The 24,579-nt window shown below is 74.7% G+C and carries 24 protein-coding genes, 1 tRNA gene and 1 pseudogene; 8 read left to right on the top strand and 18 right to left on the bottom strand.

Annotated features, from left to right (window positions below):
- Positions 1-163: 163 nt before the first annotated feature.
- The 10 genes and pseudogenes from ACI79L_RS19745 to ACI79L_RS19700 form a co-directional block, all read right to left on the bottom strand.
- Entirely contained in the window at positions 164-958 is a 795-nt protein-coding gene (locus ACI79L_RS19745) for an IclR family transcriptional regulator (protein WP_456938415.1), read from the bottom strand.
- A 58-nt stretch (positions 959-1,016) separates the two neighbouring features.
- Entirely contained in the window at positions 1,017-1,751 is a 735-nt protein-coding gene (locus ACI79L_RS19740; protein WP_456938427.1) for an IclR family transcriptional regulator, read from the bottom strand.
- 41 nt (positions 1,752-1,792) lie between these two features.
- Positions 1,793-2,695 (bottom strand): annotated as a pseudogene (locus tag ACI79L_RS19735) (PDR/VanB family oxidoreductase); the annotation flags it as partial.
- Between the two features lie 77 nt (positions 2,696-2,772).
- The gene (locus tag ACI79L_RS19730; RefSeq protein WP_456938414.1) at positions 2,773-3,048 is read right to left on the bottom strand and encodes a hypothetical protein; all 276 of its coding nucleotides are present in this window, start codon (positions 3,046-3,048) and stop codon (positions 2,773-2,775) included.
- A gap of 8 nt (positions 3,049-3,056) precedes the next feature.
- A complete protein-coding gene (locus ACI79L_RS19725; protein WP_456938413.1) occupies positions 3,057-4,145 on the bottom strand; it encodes a Rieske 2Fe-2S domain-containing protein in 1,089 nt (362 codons plus the stop codon).
- Between the two features lie 96 nt (positions 4,146-4,241).
- Positions 4,242-5,111: a 4-hydroxyphenyl-beta-ketoacyl-CoA hydrolase gene (couO, locus tag ACI79L_RS19720; RefSeq protein ID WP_456938426.1), complete on the bottom strand. Its 870-nt coding sequence runs from the start codon at positions 5,109-5,111 to the stop codon at positions 4,242-4,244.
- A 23-nt stretch (positions 5,112-5,134) separates the two neighbouring features.
- Positions 5,135-6,097 carry a 3-hydroxyacyl-CoA dehydrogenase NAD-binding domain-containing protein gene (locus ACI79L_RS19715; RefSeq protein WP_456938412.1) on the bottom strand — a complete coding sequence of 321 codons (963 nt, stop codon included), beginning with the start codon at positions 6,095-6,097 and terminating at the stop codon, positions 5,135-5,137.
- Positions 6,094-8,076 carry an acetoacetate--CoA ligase gene (locus ACI79L_RS19710; protein WP_456938411.1) on the bottom strand — a complete coding sequence of 661 codons (1,983 nt, stop codon included), beginning with the start codon at positions 8,074-8,076 and terminating at the stop codon, positions 6,094-6,096. Before ACI79L_RS19710 ends, ACI79L_RS19715 begins: the two co-directional genes overlap by 4 nt.
- The gene (locus ACI79L_RS19705) at positions 8,073-8,927 is read right to left on the bottom strand and encodes a crotonase/enoyl-CoA hydratase family protein (protein WP_456938410.1); all 855 of its coding nucleotides are present in this window, start codon (positions 8,925-8,927) and stop codon (positions 8,073-8,075) included. The genes ACI79L_RS19710 and ACI79L_RS19705 overlap by 4 nt, the downstream gene beginning before the upstream one ends.
- Positions 8,924-10,513 (bottom strand): acyl-CoA synthetase, encoded by a 1,590-nt coding sequence (locus tag ACI79L_RS19700; RefSeq protein ID WP_456938409.1) that lies wholly within the window; start codon positions 10,511-10,513, stop codon positions 8,924-8,926. Before ACI79L_RS19700 ends, ACI79L_RS19705 begins: the two co-directional genes overlap by 4 nt.
- A gap of 122 nt (positions 10,514-10,635) precedes the next feature.
- On the opposite strand from ACI79L_RS19700, the gene ACI79L_RS19695 reads away from it, so the two are divergent.
- Positions 10,636-11,115 carry a MarR family winged helix-turn-helix transcriptional regulator gene (locus ACI79L_RS19695; protein ID WP_456938408.1) on the top strand — a complete coding sequence of 160 codons (480 nt, stop codon included), beginning with the start codon at positions 10,636-10,638 and terminating at the stop codon, positions 11,113-11,115.
- Positions 11,116-11,125: 10 nt separating this feature from the next.
- Here the strand turns inward: ACI79L_RS19695 and ACI79L_RS19690 are convergent, their stop codons facing one another.
- The gene (locus ACI79L_RS19690; RefSeq protein ID WP_456938407.1) at positions 11,126-11,995 is read right to left on the bottom strand and encodes a PaaX family transcriptional regulator; all 870 of its coding nucleotides are present in this window, start codon (positions 11,993-11,995) and stop codon (positions 11,126-11,128) included.
- Between the two features lie 147 nt (positions 11,996-12,142).
- Here ACI79L_RS19690 and ACI79L_RS19685 point away from each other — a divergent pair, with 147 nt between their 5' ends.
- Positions 12,143-13,474, top strand: coding sequence for an MFS transporter (locus ACI79L_RS19685; protein ID WP_456938406.1), 1,332 nt, complete (start codon positions 12,143-12,145; stop codon positions 13,472-13,474).
- 582 nt (positions 13,475-14,056) lie between these two features.
- On the opposite strand, the gene ACI79L_RS19680 is transcribed toward ACI79L_RS19685, so the two are convergent.
- A complete protein-coding gene (locus ACI79L_RS19680; RefSeq protein ID WP_456938405.1) occupies positions 14,057-14,482 on the bottom strand; it encodes an SRPBCC family protein in 426 nt (141 codons plus the stop codon).
- Between the two features lie 353 nt (positions 14,483-14,835).
- Positions 14,836-14,909: transfer RNA gene (locus ACI79L_RS19675), tRNA-Pro, on the bottom strand.
- Between the two features lie 182 nt (positions 14,910-15,091).
- Between ACI79L_RS19675 and ACI79L_RS19670 the strand changes: the two genes are divergently transcribed.
- Both ACI79L_RS19670 and ACI79L_RS19665 read left to right on the top strand, forming a co-directional pair.
- A complete protein-coding gene (locus ACI79L_RS19670; protein WP_456938404.1) occupies positions 15,092-15,340 on the top strand; it encodes a hypothetical protein in 249 nt (82 codons plus the stop codon).
- Positions 15,341-15,408: 68 nt separating this feature from the next.
- Positions 15,409-16,932, top strand: a complete 1,524-nt coding sequence (locus tag ACI79L_RS19665) for an MDR family MFS transporter (protein WP_456938403.1) — start codon at positions 15,409-15,411, stop codon at positions 16,930-16,932.
- 5 nt (positions 16,933-16,937) lie between these two features.
- Here the strand turns inward: ACI79L_RS19665 and der are convergent, their stop codons facing one another.
- The 3 genes from der to aroH are packed head-to-tail and all read right to left on the bottom strand — an operon-like array spanning position 16,938 to position 19,338.
- Positions 16,938-18,284, bottom strand: coding sequence for a ribosome biogenesis GTPase Der (gene der / locus ACI79L_RS19660; RefSeq protein WP_456938402.1), 1,347 nt, complete (start codon positions 18,282-18,284; stop codon positions 16,938-16,940).
- Positions 18,281-18,979 (bottom strand): (d)CMP kinase, encoded by a 699-nt coding sequence (cmk, locus tag ACI79L_RS19655; RefSeq protein WP_456938401.1) that lies wholly within the window; start codon positions 18,977-18,979, stop codon positions 18,281-18,283. The genes der and cmk overlap by 4 nt, the downstream gene beginning before the upstream one ends.
- Positions 18,976-19,338: a chorismate mutase gene (aroH, locus tag ACI79L_RS19650; RefSeq protein ID WP_456938400.1), complete on the bottom strand. Its 363-nt coding sequence runs from the start codon at positions 19,336-19,338 to the stop codon at positions 18,976-18,978. The genes cmk and aroH overlap by 4 nt, the downstream gene beginning before the upstream one ends.
- A 339-nt stretch (positions 19,339-19,677) precedes the next feature.
- Between aroH and ACI79L_RS19645 the strand changes: the two genes are divergently transcribed.
- The 4 genes from ACI79L_RS19645 to ACI79L_RS19630 all read left to right on the top strand — a co-directional run bounded on the left by ACI79L_RS19645 (position 19,678) and on the right by ACI79L_RS19630 (position 22,559).
- Entirely contained in the window at positions 19,678-21,081 is a 1,404-nt protein-coding gene (locus ACI79L_RS19645) for an FAD-binding oxidoreductase (RefSeq protein ID WP_456938399.1), read from the top strand.
- A gap of 121 nt (positions 21,082-21,202) precedes the next feature.
- Positions 21,203-21,541 (top strand): hypothetical protein, encoded by a 339-nt coding sequence (locus ACI79L_RS19640; RefSeq protein ID WP_456938398.1) that lies wholly within the window; start codon positions 21,203-21,205, stop codon positions 21,539-21,541.
- Complete coding sequence (locus ACI79L_RS19635; RefSeq protein WP_456938397.1) at positions 21,538-21,792, top strand: hypothetical protein; 255 nt, start codon at positions 21,538-21,540, stop codon at positions 21,790-21,792. Before ACI79L_RS19640 ends, ACI79L_RS19635 begins: the two co-directional genes overlap by 4 nt.
- Before the next feature lie 158 nt (positions 21,793-21,950).
- Positions 21,951-22,559 (top strand): SRPBCC family protein, encoded by a 609-nt coding sequence (locus tag ACI79L_RS19630; protein WP_456938396.1) that lies wholly within the window; start codon positions 21,951-21,953, stop codon positions 22,557-22,559.
- Between the two features lie 11 nt (positions 22,560-22,570).
- Here ACI79L_RS19630 and ACI79L_RS19625 read toward each other — a convergent pair whose 3' ends face one another.
- Together ACI79L_RS19625 and ACI79L_RS19620 are read right to left on the bottom strand one after the other, a co-directional pair.
- Entirely contained in the window at positions 22,571-23,488 is a 918-nt protein-coding gene (locus tag ACI79L_RS19625) for an aldose 1-epimerase family protein (protein ID WP_456938395.1), read from the bottom strand.
- Complete coding sequence (locus tag ACI79L_RS19620; protein ID WP_456938394.1) at positions 23,485-24,558, bottom strand: ABC transporter ATP-binding protein; 1,074 nt, start codon at positions 24,556-24,558, stop codon at positions 23,485-23,487. The genes ACI79L_RS19625 and ACI79L_RS19620 overlap by 4 nt, the downstream gene beginning before the upstream one ends.
- Positions 24,559-24,579 lie beyond the last annotated feature (21 nt).

Raw genomic sequence — 24,579 nt, 5'->3', positions numbered from 1 at the left:
GAGGTGTGACCGGCAACACCCTCTTCTCGGTATCCGGAAACCTCGGCCGTGGGTGCGGGCCCTTCGGGGGCGCTGCGGCCCTGCGCTCGTCGGACCCGAGGGTCTCTCCGCACTCGGTGTCCCCGCCTGCTCCGGACCGGCGCTGCCGCGGAGCGCCCCGGACTCAGCCGAGGCTGCTCGACGGGGCGTCGGCCAGTCCGCTGCGGATGACGTCGGCGCTGATCGAGGCAGAGGCGGCGCGGAGGTGCGGCAGTGCGCCGGCCAGGCGGGGACTGCGGAGCGGGGCCAGGAGCCCGAGGGCCGCCACCACGCCCTCGTGGCCGTTCACGGGGACGGCCAGGGAGGAGACGCCGAGCCGGTGCTCCTGCGCACTGCGGGCCAGGCCGGTCCGGCGGATCTCCTCCAGCTGCCGTTCCAGCACGGCCGGGTCGGTGACGGTGTACGCGGTGTGCCGACGGAGGTCCCTCGTCACCCGGTCGACCAGGGAGGGAGCGGCGTAGGCCAGGAGCGCCTTCCCGACCGCGGTGCAGTGCAGCGGGAGATGACCGCCCGGGCTGTGCCGGGTGGGAAGGGTCCTCGTCCCGGAGAGTCGCTCGATGACCAGGGCACCGGCGCCGTCGAGCACCGCCAGGTGGACCGTGTGCCCGGTGTCCCCGACGAGGTCCTGCAGGCGGGGCAGGGCGAGCTCGCGGAGCTCCGTGGGTGGCGCGAGCAGCCCGAGCCGCCACAGGAGCGCGCCGATCTCGTAGCGACCGTCCGCGCGACGGACCAGCAGCCGGCTCTCGACCAGGTCCGCGGCGAGCCGGTGCACCGTCGCCAGGGGCAGTCCGCTGCGGCGGGCCAACTGGGAGAGGTTCAGCACCCGGTGGTCGGTGTCGAACGCGGTGAGCAGCGCGGCCGCCCGGAGCGTCACCGAGCGACGGCCGTCGCCGCCACCGGCCCGCCGGTCCGCCCCCACCCGGCCAGGCTAGCGGAGCCGGGGAGGGGTTCCCGGTGGGCGGAAACCCCGTGTCCGGTCAGGAGGTCCAGCCCCGCAGGTCGCTCGCCGCGAGGGCGCGGCCGATGCCGCGCGCGGCGGCGCGGACGCCGGGCGCGTAGCGGCGGACGGCGGCCGGGGAGCTGCCGCGGACGACGAGGGAGAGCGCGGCGACGACGGTGTCGCGGACCTCGACCGGCGCGGCGACGGAGACGGCGTCGTCGGTCACCTGCCGGTCGCTGACGGCCGTCCCGGTCCGGCGCACCTCGGCGAGCACCCGCCGCAGCCGGTGGGGGTCGGTGATGCTGTGCTGCGTGTGGGCCGGGAGCGGACCGGCGAGGACCCGCTCCTGGACCTCGATCGGGGCGTGCGCGAGCAGGACGAGGCCAACGCCGGTGGGGGGCAGTGGAAAGCGGCCGCCGACCCGGGTGAGCACGCTGACGGCGTTCCGCCCGGCGATCCGCTCGACGAAGACGACCTCCTCGCCGTCCCGGACGGCCAGCTGCACGTTCTCGTGGGTGACCTCGTACAGGTCCTCCATGAAGGGCAGCGCCGCCTCGCGCAGCCCGAGCCCGCGGGGCGCCAGCGCCCCGAGCTCCCACACCCGCAGGCCCACCCGGTAGCGCCCGTCCTCGCCGCGCTCGACGCCGCCCCACGCGCACAGCTCCCCCACCAGCCGGTGGGCCGTGGAGAGCGGGACCCCGGCGGCACGGGCGATCTCCGAGAGGGTGGGCGCGGGGTGCTCGCGGGTGAAGGCGTCGAGAACGGCGAGCAGCTTGCCGCCCGCGGTCCGACGCGGCGCCGGGGCGGTCGCGGTCAGAGGTCGAGCACCAGCCTCGGGCAGGCCGCCCGGGACACGCAGATGAACATCGTGTCGTTCGCCGCCTGCTCGTCCGGGGTCAGCAGCGCGTCCCGGTGGTCCACCGTCCCCTCCAGCACCGCCGTCTCGCACGTGCCGCACGTCCCCTCCTGGCAGGAGGACAGCACCCCCACCCCGGCGTCCTCGACGACCTCCAGGATGGACCGCTCCGGGGGCACGGTGAGAGTCAGCCCGCTGGCAGCCAGCTCCACCTCGAAGGCCCCGGTGAGCACCGGTTCGCCGACGTCCTTGGGGGCGAAGCGCTCGAGGTGCAGGGTGCCGGCCGGCCAGTCCCCGCAGTGCCGCTCGACGGCCTGCAGCAGCGGCTCGGGGCCGCAGCAGTAGACGAGCGTGTCCTCCCGCGGGGTGCCCAGGATGCGGTCGAGGTCGATCAGCCCGACCTCGTCCTGCGGGTGCAGGGTCACCCGCGTGCCGGTGGCGTCCTCCAGGGCCTCCAGGAAGGCCATCGACCGGCGGCTGCGCCCGCCGTAGTGCAGCTCCCAGGCCGCACCGGCCGCCTGGGCCGCGCTGAGCATGGGCAGGATCGGGGTGATGCCGATGCCACCGGCGATGAACAGGTAGCCCGGCGCGGGGACCAGCGGGAAGTGGTTGCGCGGCCCGCGGACGTCGACGGCGACACCCGCGTGCAGCTCCGTGTGCACGTGCTCCGAGCCGCCGCGGCTGTCCGGCTCCCGCAGCACGCCGATGCGCCAGACCGACCGGTCGGCCGGGTCGCCGCACAGGGAGTACTGGCGGGTCAGTCCGTCGGGCAGCCGCAGGTCGACGTGCGCACCGGGCTCCCAGGCGGGCAGGTCGGCGCCGGCCGGGTCGCGCAGGTCGAGGACGACGACGCCCTCGGCGCCGTTGACCCGGCGGGTCACCTGCAGCCGCAGGTCGACCTCGTCGTGGGACACGCGGGACTCCGTTCGGTCGGTGGTCAGGCCGGCACCGGCGTGCGGCGCAGGACCTTCGCCGGGTCGGTGACCAGGTGCGCCGGCGGCGGGGGCAGGACGGTGGGCCCGGCCGGGCCCGCCGGACCGCCCGCCGGATGGTCCGGGTGGGCCAGCAGCCACTCCCACATGGCCACCGGGTCCTCGGCCTCGCCATCCGCGCCGCAGTGGCAGCGGCCGCGCAGCCGGTCGGAGCCGGGCAGCCAGTCGACCCGCACCACCCGGTCGCCGGCGAGGACCTCGCGCGGTGGGGGCAGCGGCACGCCGTCGGTCACCGTGCGCCCGCCGGGACGCCGGCGCGGCGCGGGGCCGGCTCCGCCGTGCTCTCCGAGGCGGCGGCGAGCTTCGCGATGAGCCGCCGGGCGGCCAGCCCGCCGGTGTCGATGTTGATCGACAACTCCTGGTAGCCGTCCGGCTCGCCGGCCAGGACCTTCTCCAGCACGTTCAGGGCCTCGACGTCCTGGAGGACGACGGTGCGGTTGCTCTCCGCGAGGAAGTCCGACACTCCCTGGTCGTCGAGGGCGAAGTCGCGGGCGACCGCCCAGAAGTCGTGGGTGGAGGACTCCGTCTCCGGGGTGATCGCGTAGACGACCTCGACGTGGAAGGCGTCGGGGTCGGTGCCGTCCTGGTTCGGCAGGACGCCGACCGGGGCGATCCGGGAGTGCAGCTTGTACAGGCACGGCGGGGTGTACTCGATGTCCTGCCAGCGGGTGATCCGGCCGGTGATGCCGGTGCTCTTGGCGTAGAACGGCGGGCAGGCGGCGTCGGCCATGTGCCGGGAGACGTGGACGATGCCGGCGTCCTCGTCGACCTCGGTGGTGATCGGCGTCTCGGCGACCTCGGGGGTGCCGATGTAGCCGCCGTGCAGGTAGGTCTCGTGGGACAGGTCCATCAGGTTGTCCACCAGCAGGCTGGCCCGGGCGGCCAGCGGCTCCATGCCGGACACGGTCGCCCAGCCCTCCAGGTCCAGCCACGGGGCCCGCGGGATCCGGGTCGTGTCGGCCTCGGCAGGATCGCCGATGAAGACCCAGACGAAGCTGTCCTGCTCGACCACCGGGTAGCTCTTCAGCCGGGCGGTGCGCGGGATGCGGGTCTGGCCGGGGACGGCGACGCACACGCCGTCGGTGCCGTAGGTGAAGCCGTGGTAGCCGCACACCACGGTGTCGCCGGCCAGGTGGCTGGGCGCCTCCGACAGCGGGAACCGCCGGTGCACGCACCGGTCGCTCATCGCGGTGACCTGCCCGGCCTCGGTGCGCCAGAACAGGATGGACTCGCCGCAGACCGTGCGGCTGAACAGCTCCCGTCCGATCTCCCGGCCGTAGGCGGCCACGTACCACTGGTCGCGGACGATGGACGTCACTGAGGCACCTCCGTGCAGTTCTGCGGATGTGGTTCGAGGGTGGCCCGCGTCACGGGACCGGCGACACTCGACTTCCGTGGGATGGAAGGCTGCTCGTCAGCCGGCGAGGCCGAGCACCCGGGCGGCGTTGTCCTTGAGGATCAGCGGCCGGACGTCGTCCTTGATCCCCAGCTCGTCGAAGTCGGCCATCCACCGGTCGGGGGTGATGACCGGGAAGTCCGAGCCGAACAGCACCTTGCGCTTGAGCAGCGTGTTCGCGGCCCGGACCAGCTGCGGCGGGAAGTACTTGGGCGACCAGCCGGACAGGTCGATGTAGACGTTGGCCTTGTGGGTGGCGATCGAGATCGCCTGGTCCTGCCACGGCACCGACGGGTGGGCCAGCACGATCGTCAGGTGCGGGAAGTCGGCGGCGACGTCGTCGAGCAGCATCGGGTCGGAGTAGCGCAGCTTGATGCCGCGCCCCCCGGGCAGCCCGGCGCCGATGCCGGTCTGCCCGGTGTGGAACAGCGCCGGCACGCCCAGCTCCTCGAGTGCCGCGTAGAGCGGGTAGAAGCGCCGGTCGTCGGGTTCGAACGCCTGCAGGCTGGGGTGGAACTTGAAGCCGCGCACCCCGTGCTCGGTCACCAGCCGCCGTGCCCGGGCGACGGCCGCCCTGCCGGCGTGCGGATCGACCGAGCCGAACGGGATCAGCACGTCCGGGTGCTCGGCGGCCAGCTCGGCGATCTCCTCGCTCGACAGCGCCGGGTGCCCGGTGGCGGAGGCGGCATCGACCGTGAACACGACCGCGGCGGTGCGGCGCGCGCGGTAGTGCTCCGCGATGGCCGCCACGGTCGGGGTGCGGTCCTGGTCGGCGCGGAAGTACTTCGCGGAGGCGTCCAGCAGCTCCTGGTCGAGCGAGAAGCAGCCGTGGGCGTCCTGCTCCACGTGCACGTGCACGTCGATGGCGTCCAGCGCGGAAAGGTCGATCGTGGGCACGGGTTCCTCTCCCGTCAGGCCAGGCCGGTCTCGGCCTTGGCGGCGAGCAGGGCGTCCAGGACGGCGTCGCGCCGGGCGACGAGGTCGGCGGCGTCGGTGCCGGCGAGCTCCTCGTCGACCCCGGCCACCAGCTTCCGTACCAGCTCCGGGGTCAGCGTGACCTGTCCGAGGTCGCGCCACCACCGCTCGGTCGGCGGGCCGAGGTGCTCCAGCACGTGCGCGATCCCGCCGGGACCGCCGGAGAGGTGCTGGTTGAGGAACGGGCCGAGCACGGCCCAGCGCAGCCCGGGGCCGGAGGAGATGGCGGTGTCGATGTCGCTGACGGTCGCCACCCCCCGCTCGACGAGCGAGTAGGCCTCCTGCCACAGCGCGGCCTGGAGCCGGTTGGCGACGTGGCCGGGCAGCTCCTGGCGCAGGCGGATGGGCCGCTTGCCGACGGCGGCGTAGAAGGCCATCGCCGTCTCGACGGCCTCGGGAGAGGTGCGCTCCCCCGGTACGACCTCGACCAGCGGGATCAGGTGCGGCGGGTTGAACGGATGGCCGATCACCACGCGCTCCGGGTGCTGCGGGCAGCCCCGCGCGATGGTGCTGGGCAGCAGGCCCGAGGAGCTGCTGCCCAGGACGACGTCCGGCCGGGCGGCCGCGTCGAGCACCGCGAACAGGGCGTGCTTGACGTCCTCGCGCTCCGGGCCGTTCTCCTGCACGAAGTCGGCGTCGGCGACCGCCTCCGCGACGTCGGCGGTGAAGGACAACCGCTCCCGCGAGGCCCCCTCCGCCAGGCCGAGCCGCTCGAGCACCGGCCAGTGCGCGGCCACGTCGGCGCGCAGCCGCTCCTCGGCGCCCGGGGCGGGATCGGTCGCGGTGACGTCGAGGCCGTGGGCGAGGAAGTGCGCCGCCCAGCTGGCGCCGATGACCCCCGTGCCGACGACCGCGACCCGGCGCACTGCTCCCCCCGTGCCCACTCCCCCGGCGCTCACGACGCCCTCCGGGTGGCGGCGAGCCGGACGAAGGTGTCCAGCGACGTGGGATCGGCGAGGACGTCGCGGCTGGCGACGTCCTCCAGCGCGGCGCCCAGCAGGATCTTCTTGGCCGGCAGCTCGAGCTTCTTGCCGGTGCGGTTGCGCGGGATCGCGGGGACGGCGACGACGGCGTCCGGCACGTGCCGCGGGGACAGCGAGGTGCGCAGCGCGGCGGCGATCCGGCGGCGCAACGCGTCGTCGAGCTCGGTCCCCGGCCGCAGCTCGACGTAGAGGAGCAGCTCGCCGTTGCCGCCGGCCGGGTCCTCGAGGTGCAGCACGAGGCTGTCCACCACCTCGGGCAGCTCCTCGACGACCCGGTAGAACTCCGCGGTGCCCAGCCGGACGCCGCCGCGGTTGAGGGTCGCGTCGGAGCGGCCGGCGATGACGCAGCTGCCGACCTCGGAGAACCGGATCCAGTCCCCGTGCCGCCAGACGCCCGGGTAGTCCTCGAAGTAGGTGGCGCGGTAGCGACTGCCGTCGTCGTCGCCCCAGAACCCGACCGGCATCGAAGGCATCGGCGCGGTGATCACCAGCTCGCCCAGCTCGCCGACGACCGGGCCGCCCTGCTCGTCGAACGCCTGCGCGGCCACGCCCAGGCAGCGCCCGGAGATCTCGCCGGCCCAGACCGGCTGGAGCGGGCTGCCCTGGACGATCCCGCTGCAGACGTCGGTGCCACCGCTGCCCACGTTGAGCAGCACGCCGGGCCCGAACTGCTCGTGCACCCAGCGGTAGCCCTCGGCGGGCAGCGGGCTGCCGGCCGCGCCGAGCTGCCGGATCCGCGACAGGTCGAACTCCTCGGCCGGCCGCACGCCCTCCTTGCGGCACGCCATCAGGTAACCGGGGCTGACGCCCATGAGCGTGGCGCCGGTCTGCTCCGCCAGCTGCCACTGCCAGCGCAGGTCGGGGTGCAGCGGGTTGCCGTCGATCATCACGATCGAGGCCCGCACGAGCAGCGCCGACACCAGCGCGTTCCACATCATCCACGCCGTCGTGGAGAACCACAGGATGCGGTCGCCGGCGTGCAGGTCCCAGCTCAGCGCGTGGTTCTTCAGGTGCTCGACGAGCACCCCGCCGTGCCCGTGGACGATCGCCTTCGGCTTGCCCGTGGTGCCGGAGGAGAACAGGACGCACATCGGGTGTGCGAACGGCACCGGGTCGAAGGCCAGGTCGCCGCGCTCGGCCAGCAGGTCGTCCCAGGAGGTCGCGTCGGACAGGCCGTTCTCCCCGTACGGCACGTGGACGACGTGCTCGACGGTCGGCAGGGCCGCGCGGATCTCGGCCACCTGCTCACGGCGGTCGACGTCCTTGGCGCCGTAGCCGTACCCGGCCACGGCCAGCAGCACCTTCGGCTCGACCTGGCCGAAGCGGTCCACGACGCTGCGGGCGCCGAACTCCGGGGCGCAGCTCGCCCAGACCGCGCCGAGGCTGGCGGTGGCGAGGAAGGCGACGAGCGTCTCCGGGATGTTGGGCAGGTAGGCCACCACGCGGTCGCCGCGGCCGACACCGAGGCTCTGCAGCCCGGCCCGGGCACGGGCCACCTGGTCGCGCAGCTCGCCCCAGGTCAGCTGCACCGGGGCACGGGTCTGCGAGTGCGCCACCACCGCGACCTCGTCGGCGTCCTCCCCGCTGTCGAGGAGCCCGACCGCGTGCTCCGCGTAGTTGAGCGTCGCCCCGGGGAACCACTGCGCGCCGGGCATCTCCCGGGAGCCGAGCACCCGCTCGTACGGCTGGGAGGCACGGACGCCGAAGAACTCCCAGACCGCCGACCAGAACCCCTCGAGGTCCTCGACCGACCAGCGGTGCAGGTCGTCGTAGCCGTCGAAGCGCAGCCCGCGCTCCCGCTCCAGCCAGCCGAGGAAGCGGCCGATCTCGGTGGTCGCGCGGACGTCGTCCGCCGGCGGCCGCAGCAGCTCCGGCGCAGTCGCCGACGCGGTCATCGTCCCTGCACCTTCCCGGCGCCGCCCTGCAGGAAGGCCTGCATGCGCTGCTGGGCCTCGGCGCTCCCCGTGGCCACGGCGGCCATGAGCGACTCCAGGAGGTAGCCCTCGGCCGGGTTGGCCTCGGCGATCCGCGGGAGGGCCTGCAGCACGGCGAAGTTGGTGACCGGCGAGTTCGTGGCGATCCGGCGGGCCAGCTCCATGGCCCGGGCGAGCCCCTCACCGGGCCCGGTCAGGTAGTGCGACAGGCCGAGCGCCTGCCCCTCCTCGGCGCCGACCACCCGGCCGGTCAGCATCATGTCGGCCATGCGGTGGGCGCCGATCAGGCGCGGGACGCGCACCGAGGCGCCGCCCCCGACGAACAGTCCGCGCTGCCCCTCGGGCAGCGCGTAGAACGCGCTCGGCTCGGCGACCCGGATGTGCGCGGCCGACGCCAGCTCCAACCCGCCACCGATCACCGCGCCCTTGAGGACGGCGACCACCGGCAGCCTGCCGCGCTCCACGCGGGCGAAGGCGCGGTGCCACATCATCGAGTGCTCGAGGCCCTCGAAGGCGTCGCGCTCGGTCAGCTCGGACAGGTCCAGGCCGGCGCAGAAGTGCTCGCCCTCGGCGTCGAGGACGACGGCCTTGATGCCGGCGGGCGGGGTGCTGAAGAAGGTCTCGATGCCCAGGACGGTCGGGTCGTCGAGCGCGTTGCGCTTGGCCGCGCGGGTCAGGCGCAGCACGGCGACCTCCCCGTGGAGCTCCACCCGCAGGGACAGCGGCAGCAACGCCTGCACCTGGTCGGCGGACGGTCCAGGGGCTCCCTGCGGGGCCTCTGCTCCCTGCGGGGCACCGGCGGCGCGGCTCATGACACTCCTTCCGGCCGCGGGGCCTCCGCGGCGTGGTCGTCGGCCGCGCGGGCGCGCAGCTCGACGCGGCGGATCTTCCCGGTGGCGTTGCGCGGCAGCTCCGCCACGAACACCAGGTGCCTGGGGATCTTGTAGCGGGCCAGGTGGGCCTCCAGGTGGGCGCGCAGCCGGTCCTCGGGGAGCGTGGCGCCGTCGCGCAGCTCCACGTACCCGACGCCGACCTCGCCCCACCGCTCGTCCGGGACGCCCACGACGGCGCAGTTGGCGACCTCGTCCAACTGGACGGCGACCGCCTCCACCTCGGCCGGGTACACGTTCTCCCCACCGGAGATGAACACGTCCTTGACCCGGTCGACGACGTGCGCCGAGCCGCCGGCGTCCACCCGGACGACGTCACCGGTGCGGAACCACACGCCGTCCACGAAGCTCGCGGCGCTCTCCTCCGGCCGGTTCCAGTACCCGGGGAAGACGTTGGGGCCGCGCACGACGAGCTCCGCGGGCTGGCCGTCGACGGGCACCGGCCGGCCGTCGCGCAGCAGGGCCACATCGGTGAAGAAGTGCGGCACGCCGACCGCGGTCGGGTGGGCGGCGGTGCTGTCGTGGGTGCTCATGTACACGCCCGGGGCGGCCTCGGTCATGCCGTAGCCCTGCAGGAGCCGCACCCCGCGGTCCAGCCAGGCGCGGGCGACCCGCTCCTGCACCGGCGACCCGCCGTACTGCACGACGGCCAGCGAGCTCAGGTCCGCCGCGTCCCAGCCCGGGTGCTCGGACATCATCTGGAGCATCGTCGGCACCGCCGAGAAGCCGGTGATGCGCGCCGCGGACACCCGCTCGAGGACCAGGCCCGGATCGGCCCTCGGCAGCAGCTCCACCGACCCGCCCTTGAACAGCGTCGGCAGGGTGACCTGGCCGATGCCGACGCAGTGGAACAGCGGTGCGATGCACAGCGCCCGGTCGGTGCTCAGGACGTCGACGTGCGCCAGGTAGTTGATCGTGTTCCAGGTGAGGTTGCCGTGGGTGAGGACCGCCCCCTTGGGGCGGCCGGTGGTCCCGGAGGTGTAGAGGAGGAGCGCGGGGTCGTCCAGGCCGACCGGCGGCTCGGGATCCAGCGCCGGGCCGCTCGCGATCTCGGTCTCGTAGTCCAGGACGCCCGCCGGGGAGCCGACCGAGTGCACCGCGAGCACGGAGCGCACCGCCTCGGGCAGGGGCGCGGCCGCCGCGACGAGGGCGTCGGTGTCGGAGCTGTGGACCAGGACGGTCGCGCCGGCGTCCTCGAGCATGTACCGGATCTCGGTCCCGGAGAGCCGGTAGTTCAGGGGGACGGCGATCGCGCCCAGCAGCCAGGTCGCGAAGAAGGTCTCGAACACCTCGACGGCGTTGACCCCCAGGTAGGCGACCCGGTCACCCGGACGCACGCCCCGTCTCCGCAGCGCGCCGGCGAGCCGGGCGGTGCGGTCGGCGAGCTCGGCGTAGGTCAGCGTCCGGGTCGGGTCGGTCAGGGCCGTCCGGCCGGGTGAGATGCGGGCCCGCCGGCCGGGCCAGCTGCCCAGACCGGCGACGGGGGCCTGCCGGGTCGCGGTCGCCATCAGAGTCCTCCGCTGGGTGGAATGGCGTAGACCATAACAGGATTCCTTCTATGCTGGAACGGCCGTCGGGAGGACACCCCTTCCAGGCACGAGGGCACGATCGAGGACCAGGAGGCGGCGAGATGACGGCGCGACCCCTGTCGGAGACACCACCGGCCGCCCCCCACCCGCCGGCCGCGCCGTCGCTGCTGTACGCGGTCAAGCAGGTGGAACTGGTCGTGCGGGCCCACCTCGACGAGCTGCTGCGGCCGGCGGGCATCACCGCGCTCCAGTACACGGCCCTGACCGTGCTCGACCGGCGGGACGGCGCGACCACCGCGGAGCTGGCCCGCAGCTCCTTCGTCACCCCGCAGACGATGGGCGATCTGGTCACGGCCCTCGAACGCCGCGGGCTGATCGAGCGCCGCCCGCATCCCGACAACCGCCGCCGGCTGCTGATCGGCCTGACCGAGGGCGGCCGCGACCTGCTCGCCGGGTTCGCCGGCCCGGTGCACGCCCTCGAGGAGCGGATGGTGCGCGCCCTCACGACCGAGGAGCGATCAGCGTTCGCCGACTACCTCAACCGCGCGCGGGCCGCGCTCGCCGCCGGGCCGGCGCACTGACCGGACCGGGTCAGCGGCGCTCGGGCTCGTCGACCGGGAGGACGTCCAGCAGGTCCGCGACGACCGCGCGCGCGTCGTCGTCGTACTCGGCGTTCAGCGCGTAGAAGAGGTCCTGAGCGCGCTCGGCGGGCCAGCCCTCCGGCAGGTGCTGCAGGGGAAGGCGGGGATCCCGGCGGATCACCCGGAGCCAGTCGGTCTGCAGTGCGAGCTGCTGCGCGAGGCCGTCGGGGAGCCGGGGCCGCCGCTCGGGCGACTCCCAGCGATCGAGGAAGCCCCGGTACCGGGCGGCGACGGCGTCGAGGTCCCAGGCGTCGCGGACGAGTGCGTCGACGTCCGTCGGCGGCAGCGCGCGGGCCGCGAACACCCGGACGTGCCCGGCCAGGTCCGGGTCGCCGGCGACGACGGCCACGTCGGCGCCGGACGGCGCGATCCAGAGGCCGCCCTGCAACGGCCCGAACCCCGCCCACAGCAGGCGGGACCTGAGCTCGTGCCGCTGCCGCTGCCAGGACTCCGGCAGGGAGAAGCCGAGGAGGGTCCAGGTGCCGTCCCACTGCCGGTTCACCGCGCCGACCCGCCAGATCCGCACCGCGCCGTCCCGCAGGATCTCGCGGGACCGCGGCGTCAGCCCCAGGTACACCTGGCGACCCCGCCGCACGCGACGCAGCAGGCCCCGGCGGGCCATCCGGCTGAGCGTCGAGCGGATGGCGTGCTCGGAGACGCCGACCCGGCCGAGCACCTCCAGGACGCTGCCGGTCGCCACCGCCACGCCCCGGCCCAGCACGTAGCCACCGAAGAAGGTCAGCAGCAGCGACTGCGGACGGGGGGTGCCGAGGGCCTCGCGGTCGTCGTCCTCCGCCGGCGCGTCGCTGGGCGATGCCATGCCGATCACTGTAGGACCGCGGACCGATGTTGGGCAGGACGTTGACGACGATCGTCAACTTGCCTACCTTCGTAGGCGGCATGTGACCCATGTAACGCGGGACGGCTCCGCTCCTGCGCTCCCACTCACCGAACAGGCCACTGCGCTATGACCCCCTCCTCCGAGCGGCGCTCCGCGCCCCAGCTCCGCCGTGCCGTGCTGTCCAGCTACCTGGGCAGCGTGATCGAGTACTACGACTTCCTGCTGTACGCGACCGCCTCGGCCGTCGTCTTCAGCCGCGTGTTCTTCTCCGGTCTCGACCCCCTCGTCGGCACCGTCGCGAGCTTCGGCACGCTGGCCACCGGGTACCTCGCCCGCCCGCTCGGCGGCGCCGTCTTCGGTCACTTCGGTGACCGGATCGGCCGCAAGAAGATGCTGATCTGGTCCATGACGCTCATGGGCCTGGCCAGCGTGCTGATCGGCCTGCTGCCGACCTACGCCGCGATCGGCGTCTGGGCCCCGATCCTCCTCGTGCTGCTGCGCGTCGTGCAGGGCATCGCCGTCGGCGGCGAGTGGGGCGGCGCGGTCCTGATGTCCGCCGAGCACGCCTCGTCGCGGCGGGGCCTGTGGGCCAGCTTCACCAACGCCGGAGCGCCCAGCGGCATGGTGCTCTCCACCGTGGTCCTGGCCCTGGCCGCCGCGGCCACCGGCGAGGAGGGCTTCCTCACCTGGGGCTGGCGCATCCCGTTCCTGCTCAGCGCCGTCCTGCTGGCCGTCGGCCTGTTCGTCCGGGCGAAGGTCGAGGAGACGCCGGTCTTCGTCGAGGCGGCGACCGGCGAGCCGGCTCGGCCCCCGCTGGTGGAGGTCTTCCGGCGGCACCCGCGCAACCTGCTGCTGTCGATCGGTGTCGGCTTCGGCGCCTTCGTCGCACAGGGGACGCTGACGACGTTCGTCATCGCCTACGCGGTGGAGGCGGGCTTCCCGCGGCAGACGGTGCTCAACGCCCTGACGCTGTCCTCCCTGGCCGCGATCGCCGGGATCATCGGGTTCTCGGCCCTCTCCGACCGGCTCGGTCGGCGCCCGGTGGTGCTCGCCGGGGCCCTCGCGATGGCGGTCTGGAGCTTCCTGCTGTTCCCGCTGATCGACAGCGGCTCCGCGTTCCTGCTCACGGTCGCCGTCGTCGTGGGCCAGGGCGTCGTGCACGCGGCGATGTACGGGCCTCTCGCGGCGCTCTACACCGAGCTGTTCAGCACCCGGGCCCGCTACACCGGCGCCTCGCTCGGCTACCAGATCGCGGGGATCGGCGCGGGCCTGGCCCCGGTGGTGTTCGCTGCCGTGCTCAGCAGCGGCGTGAGCACCGTCGCCGTCTCGGCGATCATCGCCGCCACCCTGCTCCTCACCGCCATCTGCATCCTGGCTCTCAACGAGACCGCCACCGCCGACCTCGCCACCGGCGGTTCGGAGAGGCTGCCGACTGCCGACAGGGAGCTCGTGCGCTGATGCCACGCGCCGCTGCGGCGGCCGTGGGAGCGATTGCCGAGTGCCAGGCCCAGGACCCGGGCCTGGCACTCGGCACGGTCCACAGCGGGCTCCACGCCCAGCGGCTCGTCACGACGTCTCCGTCCGGGAGCGACACCGCCCCGGACCGGCTCCGGCGCGACCTCGCCCACCTCCTCGCCGACTCCGGTCGGGGGTGCGGCAGGGACCGGGTGACCGCGTGTCAGGGCCGCCCGGGTTCGTCGCCGCTACCGGCGGCCGAGGCGTGTGCGTGTGCAGCAAGTCCCCTTCGAACACCGATGACTGATCGACGGCCGTTCCGTGAGCCGCCCGAGCGGGCTCCGTTGACGACAGCGGCCGTGCGCGGACGACAGACGAAGCCCATCGCAGCTCGGACTGCGACCACGCTGGTCGACTGCTGCGCCCCCAACCGGCGGAACTCGATCTGCGGTTCCGGTTCCGTCGACGTCCGGTCACCGACCGCGACGCACTCGGCGCCGACGTCGGGCGCTGGCCGGGGCCCGTGTGGAGGAGACGCCGGCCTGACGGGCGATGGGCCGTGGGCGACGTGCGCACGGCCGGACGTCACACGCGTCCCTCGCTCGTGGCCTTGATCCCGTCGGCCTCGGCGGTCAGGTGGCGATCGGTGAGGCGGCGGGAGAACCGTCCCATCACAGCGCCCACGGGGCCGGCCTGCTCCACCGCCAGCGTCAGGCGCGTGCCGCCGGTGCCGAGTTCCTCGAGCCGGTGCCGAGCAGTGGTGCGTACGCCCGGGCTGGTGGCCACCCAGGTGGACGAGCGGCCCGGCTCGAGCTCGGTCACCACGTACTCGGTCGGGGGGATGCGGGGCTGCTCCACCCGGACCCGCGACCCGACGGCGGGCGGCCCGTCGTCGAGGCGTCGCACCGCGGTCACCGTCGGCGTCCGCTCCCGCCACCGCTCGACCTCGCGCAGCACCTCCCAGACCCGTCCGACCGGGGCCTCGACGTCGATCCTGGCGCTCTGCTCCACCGGGCCATCCTGCTCCCGGTCGCTACCGGAGATAGATCAAGATCATGTGCCACACACCTCATGCGTCTCAGGTGAGGATGGCTCCTGCCCCGGCTGCGACGGGGTCTGCACCGCCGTCGCGCCCAAGGTGGTGTCCGAGGTCCTCGGTCACCCGTCGATCGCCATCACCGGCGACGTGTACGGAGACGTCGCACCCGACGTCTCCCGCGAGGCGATGGACGTCCTCGGCGTCGCCTTCGGCGAGTGAAGGGTGGACTCATGGTGGTCAAGAGGTGGTCAACCGCCCTCGGGAAGCAGTCAGGGGCCGCTCCGGATCTCTCCGGACACGGCCCCTGAGCTGCGGTCTCCCGCTGTCGGGCTGACAGGATTTGAACCTGCGACCCCTTGACCCCCAGTCAAGTGCGCTACCAAGCTGCGCTACAGCCCGAGCGCCGGGCGGCTCGCGCCGCCCGATCGCTGCGTAGAGCAGGTTACCGCACCGCTCCTCCGCCTCCACCGGTGGTCGTCCGCGCGTCGCCGCACGCCGCGACCGGGAGATCCCGTGACGACGGCCGGACACACCGGGCCGACCCGCCGGCGCCGGTCGCGGGCCGGCGCAGGCTCGGCGGCATGGATGCGACCCGGGTCCAGTCCCTGCGCAACCTGCACCGCCCGCAGTGCGGCGACCGACTGGTGCAGCGGGCGGGACGTCACTTCCACACCGCCCTGCGGGCGCCGGTGTACGTCGGCGAGGTCGACACCCTCACCTGCCCGACCGGCCACCCCCTGCCCGACCGGCAGGAGCTCTACGACCACCGGGACCGGCTGGGCTTCCCGGCCGGCGCGCCGGTGGCGGAGGTGGTACCGCCGGTCGGGTGACTGCCCCTCGGCTGACCGGGGCCGGCGCGCCGGGAATGCCCCGCGCCGGCCCGCGTTGGTGGTTGTCCGTGACAACCGTGACCCGGGCCTCGGTCGGGCTCCGTTCCGAGCGCGGCCCCGTGCTCGGGGCGGTCATGCTCAGCACCGCGCTGATCGCCCTCGACAGCACGATCATCGCCACCGCCGTCCCCGCCGTCGTCGACGACCTCGGCGGGTTCAGCCAGTTCCCCTGGCTGTTCAGCGTCTACCTGCTCACCCAGGCGGTGACCGTGCCGGTCTACGGCAAGCTCGCCGACGTCCTCGGGCGCAAGCCGGTGCTGCTGTTCGGCATCGCGGTGTTCGTCGCCGCCTCGCTGTTCTGCGGCCTGGCCTGGTCGATGCCGGCGCTGATCGTCGGGCGAGCGCTGCAGGGCATCGGCGCCGGCGCCGTCCAGCCGATCGGCATGACCGTCATCGGCGACATCTACACGGTCGAGGAGCGCGCCCGGGTGCAGGGCTACCTCGCCTCGGTGTGGGGCGTCTCCTCGGTGCTCGGCCCCACCCTCGGCGGCGTCTTCAGCGACTACCTGTCCTGGCGCTGGATCTTCCTGGTGAACCTGCCGCTGGGCGCGGTGGCGTTCGCCGCGCTGCTGCGCCGGTGGAACGAGCGCGTCGAGCGCCGCACCCACCGCTTCGACGTCACCGGCGCCGTCCTGCTGTCGGCCGGCTTCGCGCTGCTCATCCTCGGGCTGCTGCAGGGCGGCAGCGCGTGGGCGTGGACGTCGGGGACCTCGATCGCGGTCCTCGCGACGGCGGTCGTCCTGCTCGTGGCCTTCGCGCTGGTCGAGCGGCGGGCCGCGGAGCCGGTGCTGCCGCCGTGGGTGCTGCGCCGCCGCATCCTGCTGTCCGGCAACGTGGCCGCGCTCGGCCTGGGCGCGCTGCTGATCGGGCTGAGCTCCTACCTGCCGACCTGGGCGCAGGGCGTCCTCGGTGCCGGCGCGCTCGAGGCGGGCTTCGCGCTCGCCGCGCTGACCCTCGGCTGGCCGATCGCGGCGAGCCTCGCCGGCCGGCTCTACCTGCGGATCGGCTTCCGGAACACCGCGCTGCTCGGCGTCGCGCTCGCCGTCGCCGGGACCGTCGGGACGGCGCTGCTCGGCGCCGACGCGCGGCTGTGGCAGGTCGGCGCGTGGATGTTCGTCACCGGCGCGGGCCTCGGGCTGTCCTCGTCGCCGCTGATCGTCGCGGTGCAGTCGGTGGTCGGCTGGGACCGGCGCGGCGTCGTCACCGCCACCAACATGTTCGCCCGGTCCATGGGGTCCGCGGTCGGCGCGGCGGTGTTCGGCGCGATCGCGAACACCACGCTGGCCGCCCGGTTCGCCGCGCCGCCGCCGGGCCTGGACGGCGAGGTCCCGACCGACGTCGACAGCACCACCGCGGCGCTGTCGCAGGGCGGCGCCGTCGCGGAGTTCGCGCGGGAGAGCCTGCACGCGGCCTCGCACGGCGTGTTCGTCGCGACCGCCGTGACCGCCGTCGTCATCGCGCTGGCGGTGCTGGCCATGCCCCGCCGGACCGAGCCGCTGCGCTTCGACGACGACCCGGCCCCGGCGGGCTGACGCGGTCAGCCGCGCTTGTCGTTCCCCCGGCCCTCGCGGACCTTCACCGAGATGTCCAGCGGCGTGCCGCCGAAGCCGAACCGCTCGCGCAGCTTCCGCTCGAGGAACCGGCGGTAGCCGGCCTCGAGGAACCCGGTCGAGAAGACGACGAACCGCGGCGGGCGGATGTCCGCCTGCGTCACGTACTTGATCTTCGGCGCGCGCCCGCCGCGGGCCGGCGGCGGCGTCTCCTGCACCAGCTGCCGGACGTAGGCGTTGAGCTCCGCCGTCGGCACCCGGGTCTCCCAGGAGGCGAGCGCGGCGTGCAGGTGCTCGGGCAGCTTGCCGATCCCGCGGCCGGTGGCCGCGGAGATGTTGACCCGGCTGGCCCACTTGACGCGGGCGAGGTCGCGCTCGATCTCGCGCTCCAGCTGGGCGTGCCGGTCCTCGTCGAGGGTGTCCCACTTGTTGAACGCGATGACCAGCGCGCGGCCGGCCTCGATGACCTGGGTGATCACCCGCTGGTCCTGCTCGCTGATCACCTCGTCGGCGGCCAGCAGCACGACGGCGACCTCGGCGGCCTGGATGGCGGCCTCGGTGCGCAGGCTGGCGTAGTACTCGGTGCCGCTGGCGGTGTTCACCTTGCGGCGCAGCCCCGCGGTGTCGACGAACCGCCACTCCTCGCCGCCGAGGGTGATGATCGAGTCGACCGGGTCCACGGTGGTGCCGGCGACCGAGTCGACGACCGACCGCTCCTCCCTGGCCAGCCGGTTGAGCAGGCTGGACTTGCCCACGTTGGGCCGCCCGACCAGCGCCACCCGCCGCGGGCCGCCCTCCTCGGGCTGCTCCCGCGGCGCCTCGGGCAGCGCGTCGAGCACCAGGTCGAGCAGGTCACCGCTCCCCCGGCCGTGCAGCGCGCTGACCGGCTGCGGCTCGCCCAGGCCCAACGACCACAGCTCCGCGGCGTTGGCCTCGCTGCGCTCGTCGTCGACCTTGTTGGCGACGACGATCACCGGCCGGTCGCTGCGGCGCAGGATGCGCGCGGCGGCCAGATCGGTGTCGGTGGCGCCCACCCGGCTGTCGACGACGAACACGATGACGTCCGCGGTGCGCATCGCGAACTCCGCCTGCCGGCTGATCGACGCGCCCAGCCCCTCGGCCTTCGGGTCCCAGCCGCCGGTGTCGGTGACGGTGAACCGCCGGCCGTTCCACAGCGCCTCGTAGGAGATGCGGTCGCGGGTCACCCCGGGGATGTCCTGCACCACCGCGGCGCGCCGGCCCAGGACGCGGTTGACCAGCGTCGACTTGCCCACGTTGGGCCGGCCGACGATCGCCACCACCGGCAGCGGACCGCCGGTGCCCTCCTCGCTCATGCTCTCCCCCCTGCACCGACCGCCGAGAGCGCCAGCTCGACGATGCGGTCGACGACGCCCTCCCGGTCCAGGTCGGTGCTGTCGACGACCACCGCGTCGGCGGCCGGCCGCAGCGGGCTGTCCGCGCGGCTGCTGTCGTACTCGTCCCGGCGGCGCAGGTCGGCGGCCAGGTCGGCGATCTCGTCCGGTGTGGTCAGCCCCAGCTGGGCGGCCCGCCGCTGCGCGCGCGCCTCCGGCGCGGCGGTCAGGTAGATCTTCACGGTCGCGTCGGGCAGCACCACGGTGCCGATGTCCCGGCCCTCGACGACGACGGCGTCGGCCGCGGCCACCAGCGCGCGCTGCTGGTCGACCAGCTGCCGGCGCACCGCGGGCACCGCCGAGACCGCCGAGACGTTGCGGGTCACCTCGGCGCCGCGGATCCGCACCGCGACGTCGGTGCCGTCGACCTCGACCCGCTCGGTGTCCGCCGCCGTCCCCACCTCGATGCGCGCGCGCCCGACCACGCGGGCCACCGCCTCGGCGTCCTCGGGGTCGACGCCGGCGTCGAGGACGGCCACGGTCGCGGCCCGGTACATCGCGCCGGTGTCGAGGTAGGCCGCGCCCAGCCGGGTCGCCGCCGCGCGCGCGACGCTGGACTTGCCCGTGCCCGACGGCCCGTCGAGGGTCACCTGCCCCCGGAACCCCTGCTCGCTCACTGGGCGATGTCCCGTCGCAGCGCCACGGCACCCCGCAGGTACACGTGCTGGATGTCCCCGCGCGGCCGCTCGGTCTCCACGTGCGCCATGAGCCGCAGCACCCGCGGCAGCGCGTGCTGCACGCCGATCTCGGTGGCGCACATCAGCGGCACGTCGCCCATCCCGAGCTCGCGGGCGGCCAGCGCCGGGAACTCCGAGACCAGGTCCGGGGTCGCGGTGAACAGGATGCTGATGATGTCGTCGTGGTGGAGGCCGTTGCGCTCGACCACGGTGCTCACCAGCTCCCGGGTGGCCTCGAGGACCTGCTCGCGTTCGTCGGCGTCCACCTGTGTCGCGCCCCGGATGGCCCGTACGGCCACGTGCACCCTCCTCGGTCGGTCCCGGCTCCCGGATCAGGGGTGCCCGGTCGAGTCTAGGTACCCCGCGCCACCTCCCGGTCGCCGGTGACCGGACCTCCCGTCCCCCGGGGCGCTGCCACCTCGCCGGCGCGTACCGGAGTTGGGGATAACGGGAAGGCGCGGACGGACCGCGGGTGGCCGGACCGCGACGGGCAGGGAGGGCGCGCCGCCCCGGTCGGCTCCCCTCCCGGGCCGCTCGCACGGGCCCCCGGACGAGGGTGCCCCGGACTAGCGTCGCCGCCGCGACCTGCGCGTGCTCAGCCCGCAGCGCGTGCGACTCGAGCGCCTCGAGGAGCAGCCATGACCCAGGCACTGACGACGCTGGCCGACCGGGTGACCGGGCAGGTGATCCGGCCCGGGGACGCGGACTACGACGAGGCCCGGCGGGTCTGGAACGGGGCGATCGACGCCCAGCCCGCCGCGGTCGTCCGCTGCGCGACCGCCGACGACGTCGCCGCCGTCGTCCGTCTCGCGCAGGACCAGCGGATGGAGCTCGCCGTCCGCGGCGGCGGCCACGGCGTGGCCGGGTTCGGGACCGGGGACGGCGTCGTCGTGGCGGACCTGTCCCCGATGCGGCAGGTCGACGTCGACGACGCGGCGGCCACGGCGCGGGCCGGGGGCGGCACGACCTGGGGGCGGCTGAACGACGTCGCCGCCGCGCACGGCCTGGCCACCACCGGCGGCATCATCTCGACCACGGGGATCGGCGGGCTCACGCTCGGCGGCGGGATCGGCTACCTCAGCCGCGCGCACGGGCTCACCTGCGACAACCTGCTGGCCGCCCGCGTGGTCACGGCCGCCGGCGAGCAGCTCGTCGCGAGCGAGGAGGAGAACCCGGAGCTGTTCTGGGCGCTGCGCGGCGGCGGCGGCAACTTCGGCGTCGTCACGGAGTTCACCTACCGTATGCACCCCGTCCCGGACACCGTCCTGGCCGCCCTGCAGTTCTTCGAGCTCTCCGACGGCCCGGCGGTCTTCGCCCACTTCCGCGACACGATCCCCGCCGCGCCCCGGGAGTACGGCGGCTACCCCGCGATGCACCTCGCGCCCCCGCTGCCGTTCGTCCCCGAGAACCGCGTGGGCGAGGCCTTCGCCGTCGTCGTGTCCTGCTGGACGGGGGACCCGGCGGACGGCGAGCGGTTCCTCACGGGCTTCCGGGAGGTCGCGCGGCCGGCGGCCGAGATGGTGGCCCCGATGCCCTACCCGGCCGTCAACGCGCTGTTCGACCCGCTGCTCCCGCCGGGCACGCGGTGCTACTGGAAGAGCGTGTACGCGGACGAGGTGCCCGACGAGGCGATCGCCGTGCACGTGGAGCACGGCGCCCGGCTGCCGGTGGTCACCTCGACGATGCACATGTACACGCTCGACGGCGCACCGAGGGAGGTCCCCGGGGACGCCACGGCGTTCGGCCACCGGGACGCCACCTACGTCGTCAACATCGCCGGCATGTGGGCCGACCCCGCGGACGACGAGCGGGTCACCCGCTGGGTCCGCGACTACCACGCCGCCCTCGCGCCGCACGCCCAGCCGGGCGGCTACACCAACTTCGCCTCCGCCGACGACGCGGCGCGGGCGCCGGAGGACGTGGGGGCGTCCTACGGCCGGCTGACCGAGATCAAGCGCCGCTACGACCCGGACAACCTGTTCCACCTCAACCAGAACGTCCCGCCGAGCCCCGTGCCGCCACCCCGCCCCCACACCACCTGACCCGGCCTCCACCGCGGACCGTGAGGGGACGCACCCCGTGCGTGTCGGCCCGCGGCGCACCGTCCCGCCGCAGGGACCTAGGGCCCTGGGGCGTTTCGGACGGATTCGTCACGGTCGAGGGGTGAGTCGAGAAGAGGCCCACCGCCGCACCCCTGCCCGCCGACGGCGGACCCCCTCCGGACCGCCCGCCCCTCAGCGGGCGCCCGGGGACGACGCCCGCCCGCTGCCTCCGCTGTCCACCGCGCGCACCGACCGGACCACCGGCGTCATCAGCGTCCGCGGCCGCCTCGACCGGATCGGCGCCGAGGCGCTGTGCCGCACCGTGACCGGGCTGCGGCGGCTGGGCCACCGGCGGGTCGTCGTGCGGCTCGACTCGGCCACCGTGGCCCACGACGCCCGGGCCCTGCTCGCCGACCTCGCCCGCCGGATGCCCGCCGGCGAGCGCCTCGTGCTCCGGTGAGCACGGACACGCGGCGCCGCGAGCACTGGACGATGGGCGCGGACGCGGTGCGCCCCCTCGAGTGCGGCGGGGAGTCGCTGGACCTGCCCGTGGGCCGCCTGCACGCGGTCAGCGGCGACGGCCTGCTGGTCGGCCGGTCGGTGTGCCTGGCGCCGGTGACGCTCCTCGACCCGGCGGTGTGGTCCTGGCCCGAGGACCGGGACGATGCCGGCGACCCGCTGTGCTGGATCTGCCTCGCCCTGACCGCCTGACCGCCCAGTCCTGCTGACCGCCCTGACCTGCTGACCGCCCCACCAGTCCACCGGGACCGAGGGCCCGCCCTCGCGCGCAGTCGGGCCCTCACCCCGCATCGCAGAGGCGCCCGGGCCGGGAGGGGCACCACTGCCGCACCCCGAGGAGAGGAACCGCGATGACCTTCACGCGCAGCATCCACATCGAGGCCCCGGTGCACGAGGTCTTCGACTTCTGGAAGGACCCCCACAGGCAGTTCTCGGTGCTGCCGGGCCCGGCCCGGCTCGTCGACGTCGTCACGACCGAGGACGGCGTCGGCACCTTCTACAGCTGGCGCATGACCGTCGCGGGGCTGTCCGTCGACGGCTTCGACGTGGTCACCGAGGTCGTCCCCGACGAGCGGATCGTCGTGCGGTCGTCGCGGTCCGTCGTCGGCACGTGGACGTACGTCTTCCGGCCGGAGGGCACCGGGACGCGCCTCACCCTGCGCCGGGAGCCGTCGGGCGCCCGCGTGCTGCGGCCCGCCGACCGGCTGCTGGACGCCGTCCGGGGGCCGCTGCTGCGCCGGGTGCTGCCGACGCTCAAGGCCGAGCTGGAGAAGGCGCAGGAGGAGGCCCCGGGATCCGCCGCGGGAGACGCTCCCCCGCCCGCCGCCGAGGAGGCCACGCAGCCGGCGACCGCGTCCGTGCCCGAGCCGCGGGCGGCCCGCAAGCGCACCGCGTCGCCCCGCACCGCCGCGAAGCGCACCGCGCCGGCGCACGACACGTCGGCACGCTCCTCGGACTGAGCCCTCGGCCGTCAGAGCGGGCGCATGCCCCAGGTGCCGGTCGTGGACTCCCCCGGCGCCAGCCGGCGCACCGCCTCGCCGGAGCGGAACGCGTCCGGCGGGCAGGTCATCGGCTCGACGGCGAGGCCGTGCCGGCGGCGCGACGGCGGCTCGACGACGTCGCCGGTGAACACCTGCAGGTGGCCGTAGGAGGCGTCCATCCAGACCGCGGCGCCGCTGCCGTCCGGGCGGACCAGTCGCACCTCGGCCACGCCGTCGTCGTCCCGGGCGAGGTCGGTGAAGCAGTCGTCGACCACCAGGTCGCCCACCCGCCGGCCGGCGCGCAGGTCGAACGGCGTCCCCTCCACCGGCTCGCGGCCCACCGGCAGCAGCCGGTCGTCGGTCAGCAGCCGGGTGGCGGCGGGCAGGGTGAGGGTGCAGTCGTCGACCCGCAGCCCCGGGCCGGCCGCGAGGTAGGGGTGGTGGCCCTCGCCGTAGGGCAGGTCGGTGCCGCCCTCGTTGGTAGCGGTGGTGGTCACCCGCAGACCGTCGTCGGTGAGCTCCCACGCCACCTGCAGCCGCAGGGTGAACGGGTAGCCCGGCTGCGGGTGCAGCACGTACCCGAGGACGACGCGGTCCCCGGCCCGGTCGAGCACCCGCCAGGGCACGTGCCGCACCAGCCCGTGGATCGCCGTCCCGCGCTCGGGCTCGGTCACCGGGGTGACGTGCCGGACGCCCTCCCAGGACCAGACGCCGTCGCGCAGCCGGTTGGGCCAGGGCGCGAGCACCTGCCCGCGGACGTCCGCGGCCATCTCGCCCGCGTCGTAGCCGTCGACGACGTCGCGCCCGCCGGCGCGGTAGGTGCGCAGGCCGCCGCCGACCTCGACGACGACGGCCTCGGCGTCCCCGCGGCGGAGGACGTGCTGCTCGCCGGTGGGCGGGAGGCTCACCCGAGCCGCTCGCCGTCGACGGTGGAGAACAGGTGCACGTGGCCGGCGCGCGGGGTGACGTGCACCCGGTCGCCCTTGAGCGGCGGGCGGCGGCCGTCGACCCGGACGGTGACGGTGTGCCGGGTGCCGTCGAGGTCGGCGTGGCCGTAGACGTAGGCGTCCGCGCCGAGCTCCTCGACGACGTCGACCTCCACCGGGATGCCGTGCTCGCCGACCTCGAGGTCCTCGGGCCGGACGCCCAGCACCACCCGGTCGGCGGCCGCGCGGCCGAGCACCTCGCGCTCGACCGGGTGCACGGTGTCGCCGAAGCGGACGCCGCCGTCGGCCACCGGCAGCTCGACGAGGTTCATCGCCGGGGAGCCGATGAAGCCCGCGACGAAGACGTTGCGCGGCCGGTCGTAGAGCTCGCGCGGCCGGCCGGCCTGCATGAGCAGGCCGTCCTTGAGCACCGCGACGCGGTCGCCCATGGTCATCGCCTCGGTCTGGTCGTGGGTGACGTAGACCGTGGTGATCCCCAGGCGGCGCTGCAGCTGGGCGATCTGGGTGCGGGTCTGCACGCGCAGCTTGGCGTCGAGGTTGGACAGCGGCTCGTCCATGAGGAAGACCTGCGGCTTGCGGACGATCGCCCGCCCCATCGCCACCCGCTGGCGCTGGCCGCCGGACAGCGCGCGCGGCTTGCGGTCCAGGTACTGCTCGAGGTCGAGCAGCTTCGCGGCCTCGCGCACCCGCTCGCCGATCTCGGCCTTGCCGACCTTGGCCATCCGGAGCGCGAAGCCCATGTTGTCGGCCACGGTCATGTGCGGGTACAGCGCGTAGTTCTGGAAGACCATCGCGATGTCGCGCGCCTTGGCCGGCAGGTCGGTGACGTCGCGCTCGCCGATGAGGATGCGGCCGGCGTCGACGTCCTCCAGGCCGGCGAGCATCCGCAGCGACGTGGACTTGCCGCAGCCGGACGGGCCGACCAGGACGAGGAACTCGCCGTCCTCGACCTGCAGGTCCAGCGCGTCGACGGCGGGCCGGTCCGCGCCGGAGTAGATCCGGGTCGCGGAGTCGTAGGTGACGGTGGCCATGGGGGTGCTCCTCGGGGGTAC

Source organism: Geodermatophilus sp. SYSU D00684, assembly GCF_054050455.1.
This window is presented reverse-complemented; position numbering and strand designations above follow the sequence as displayed.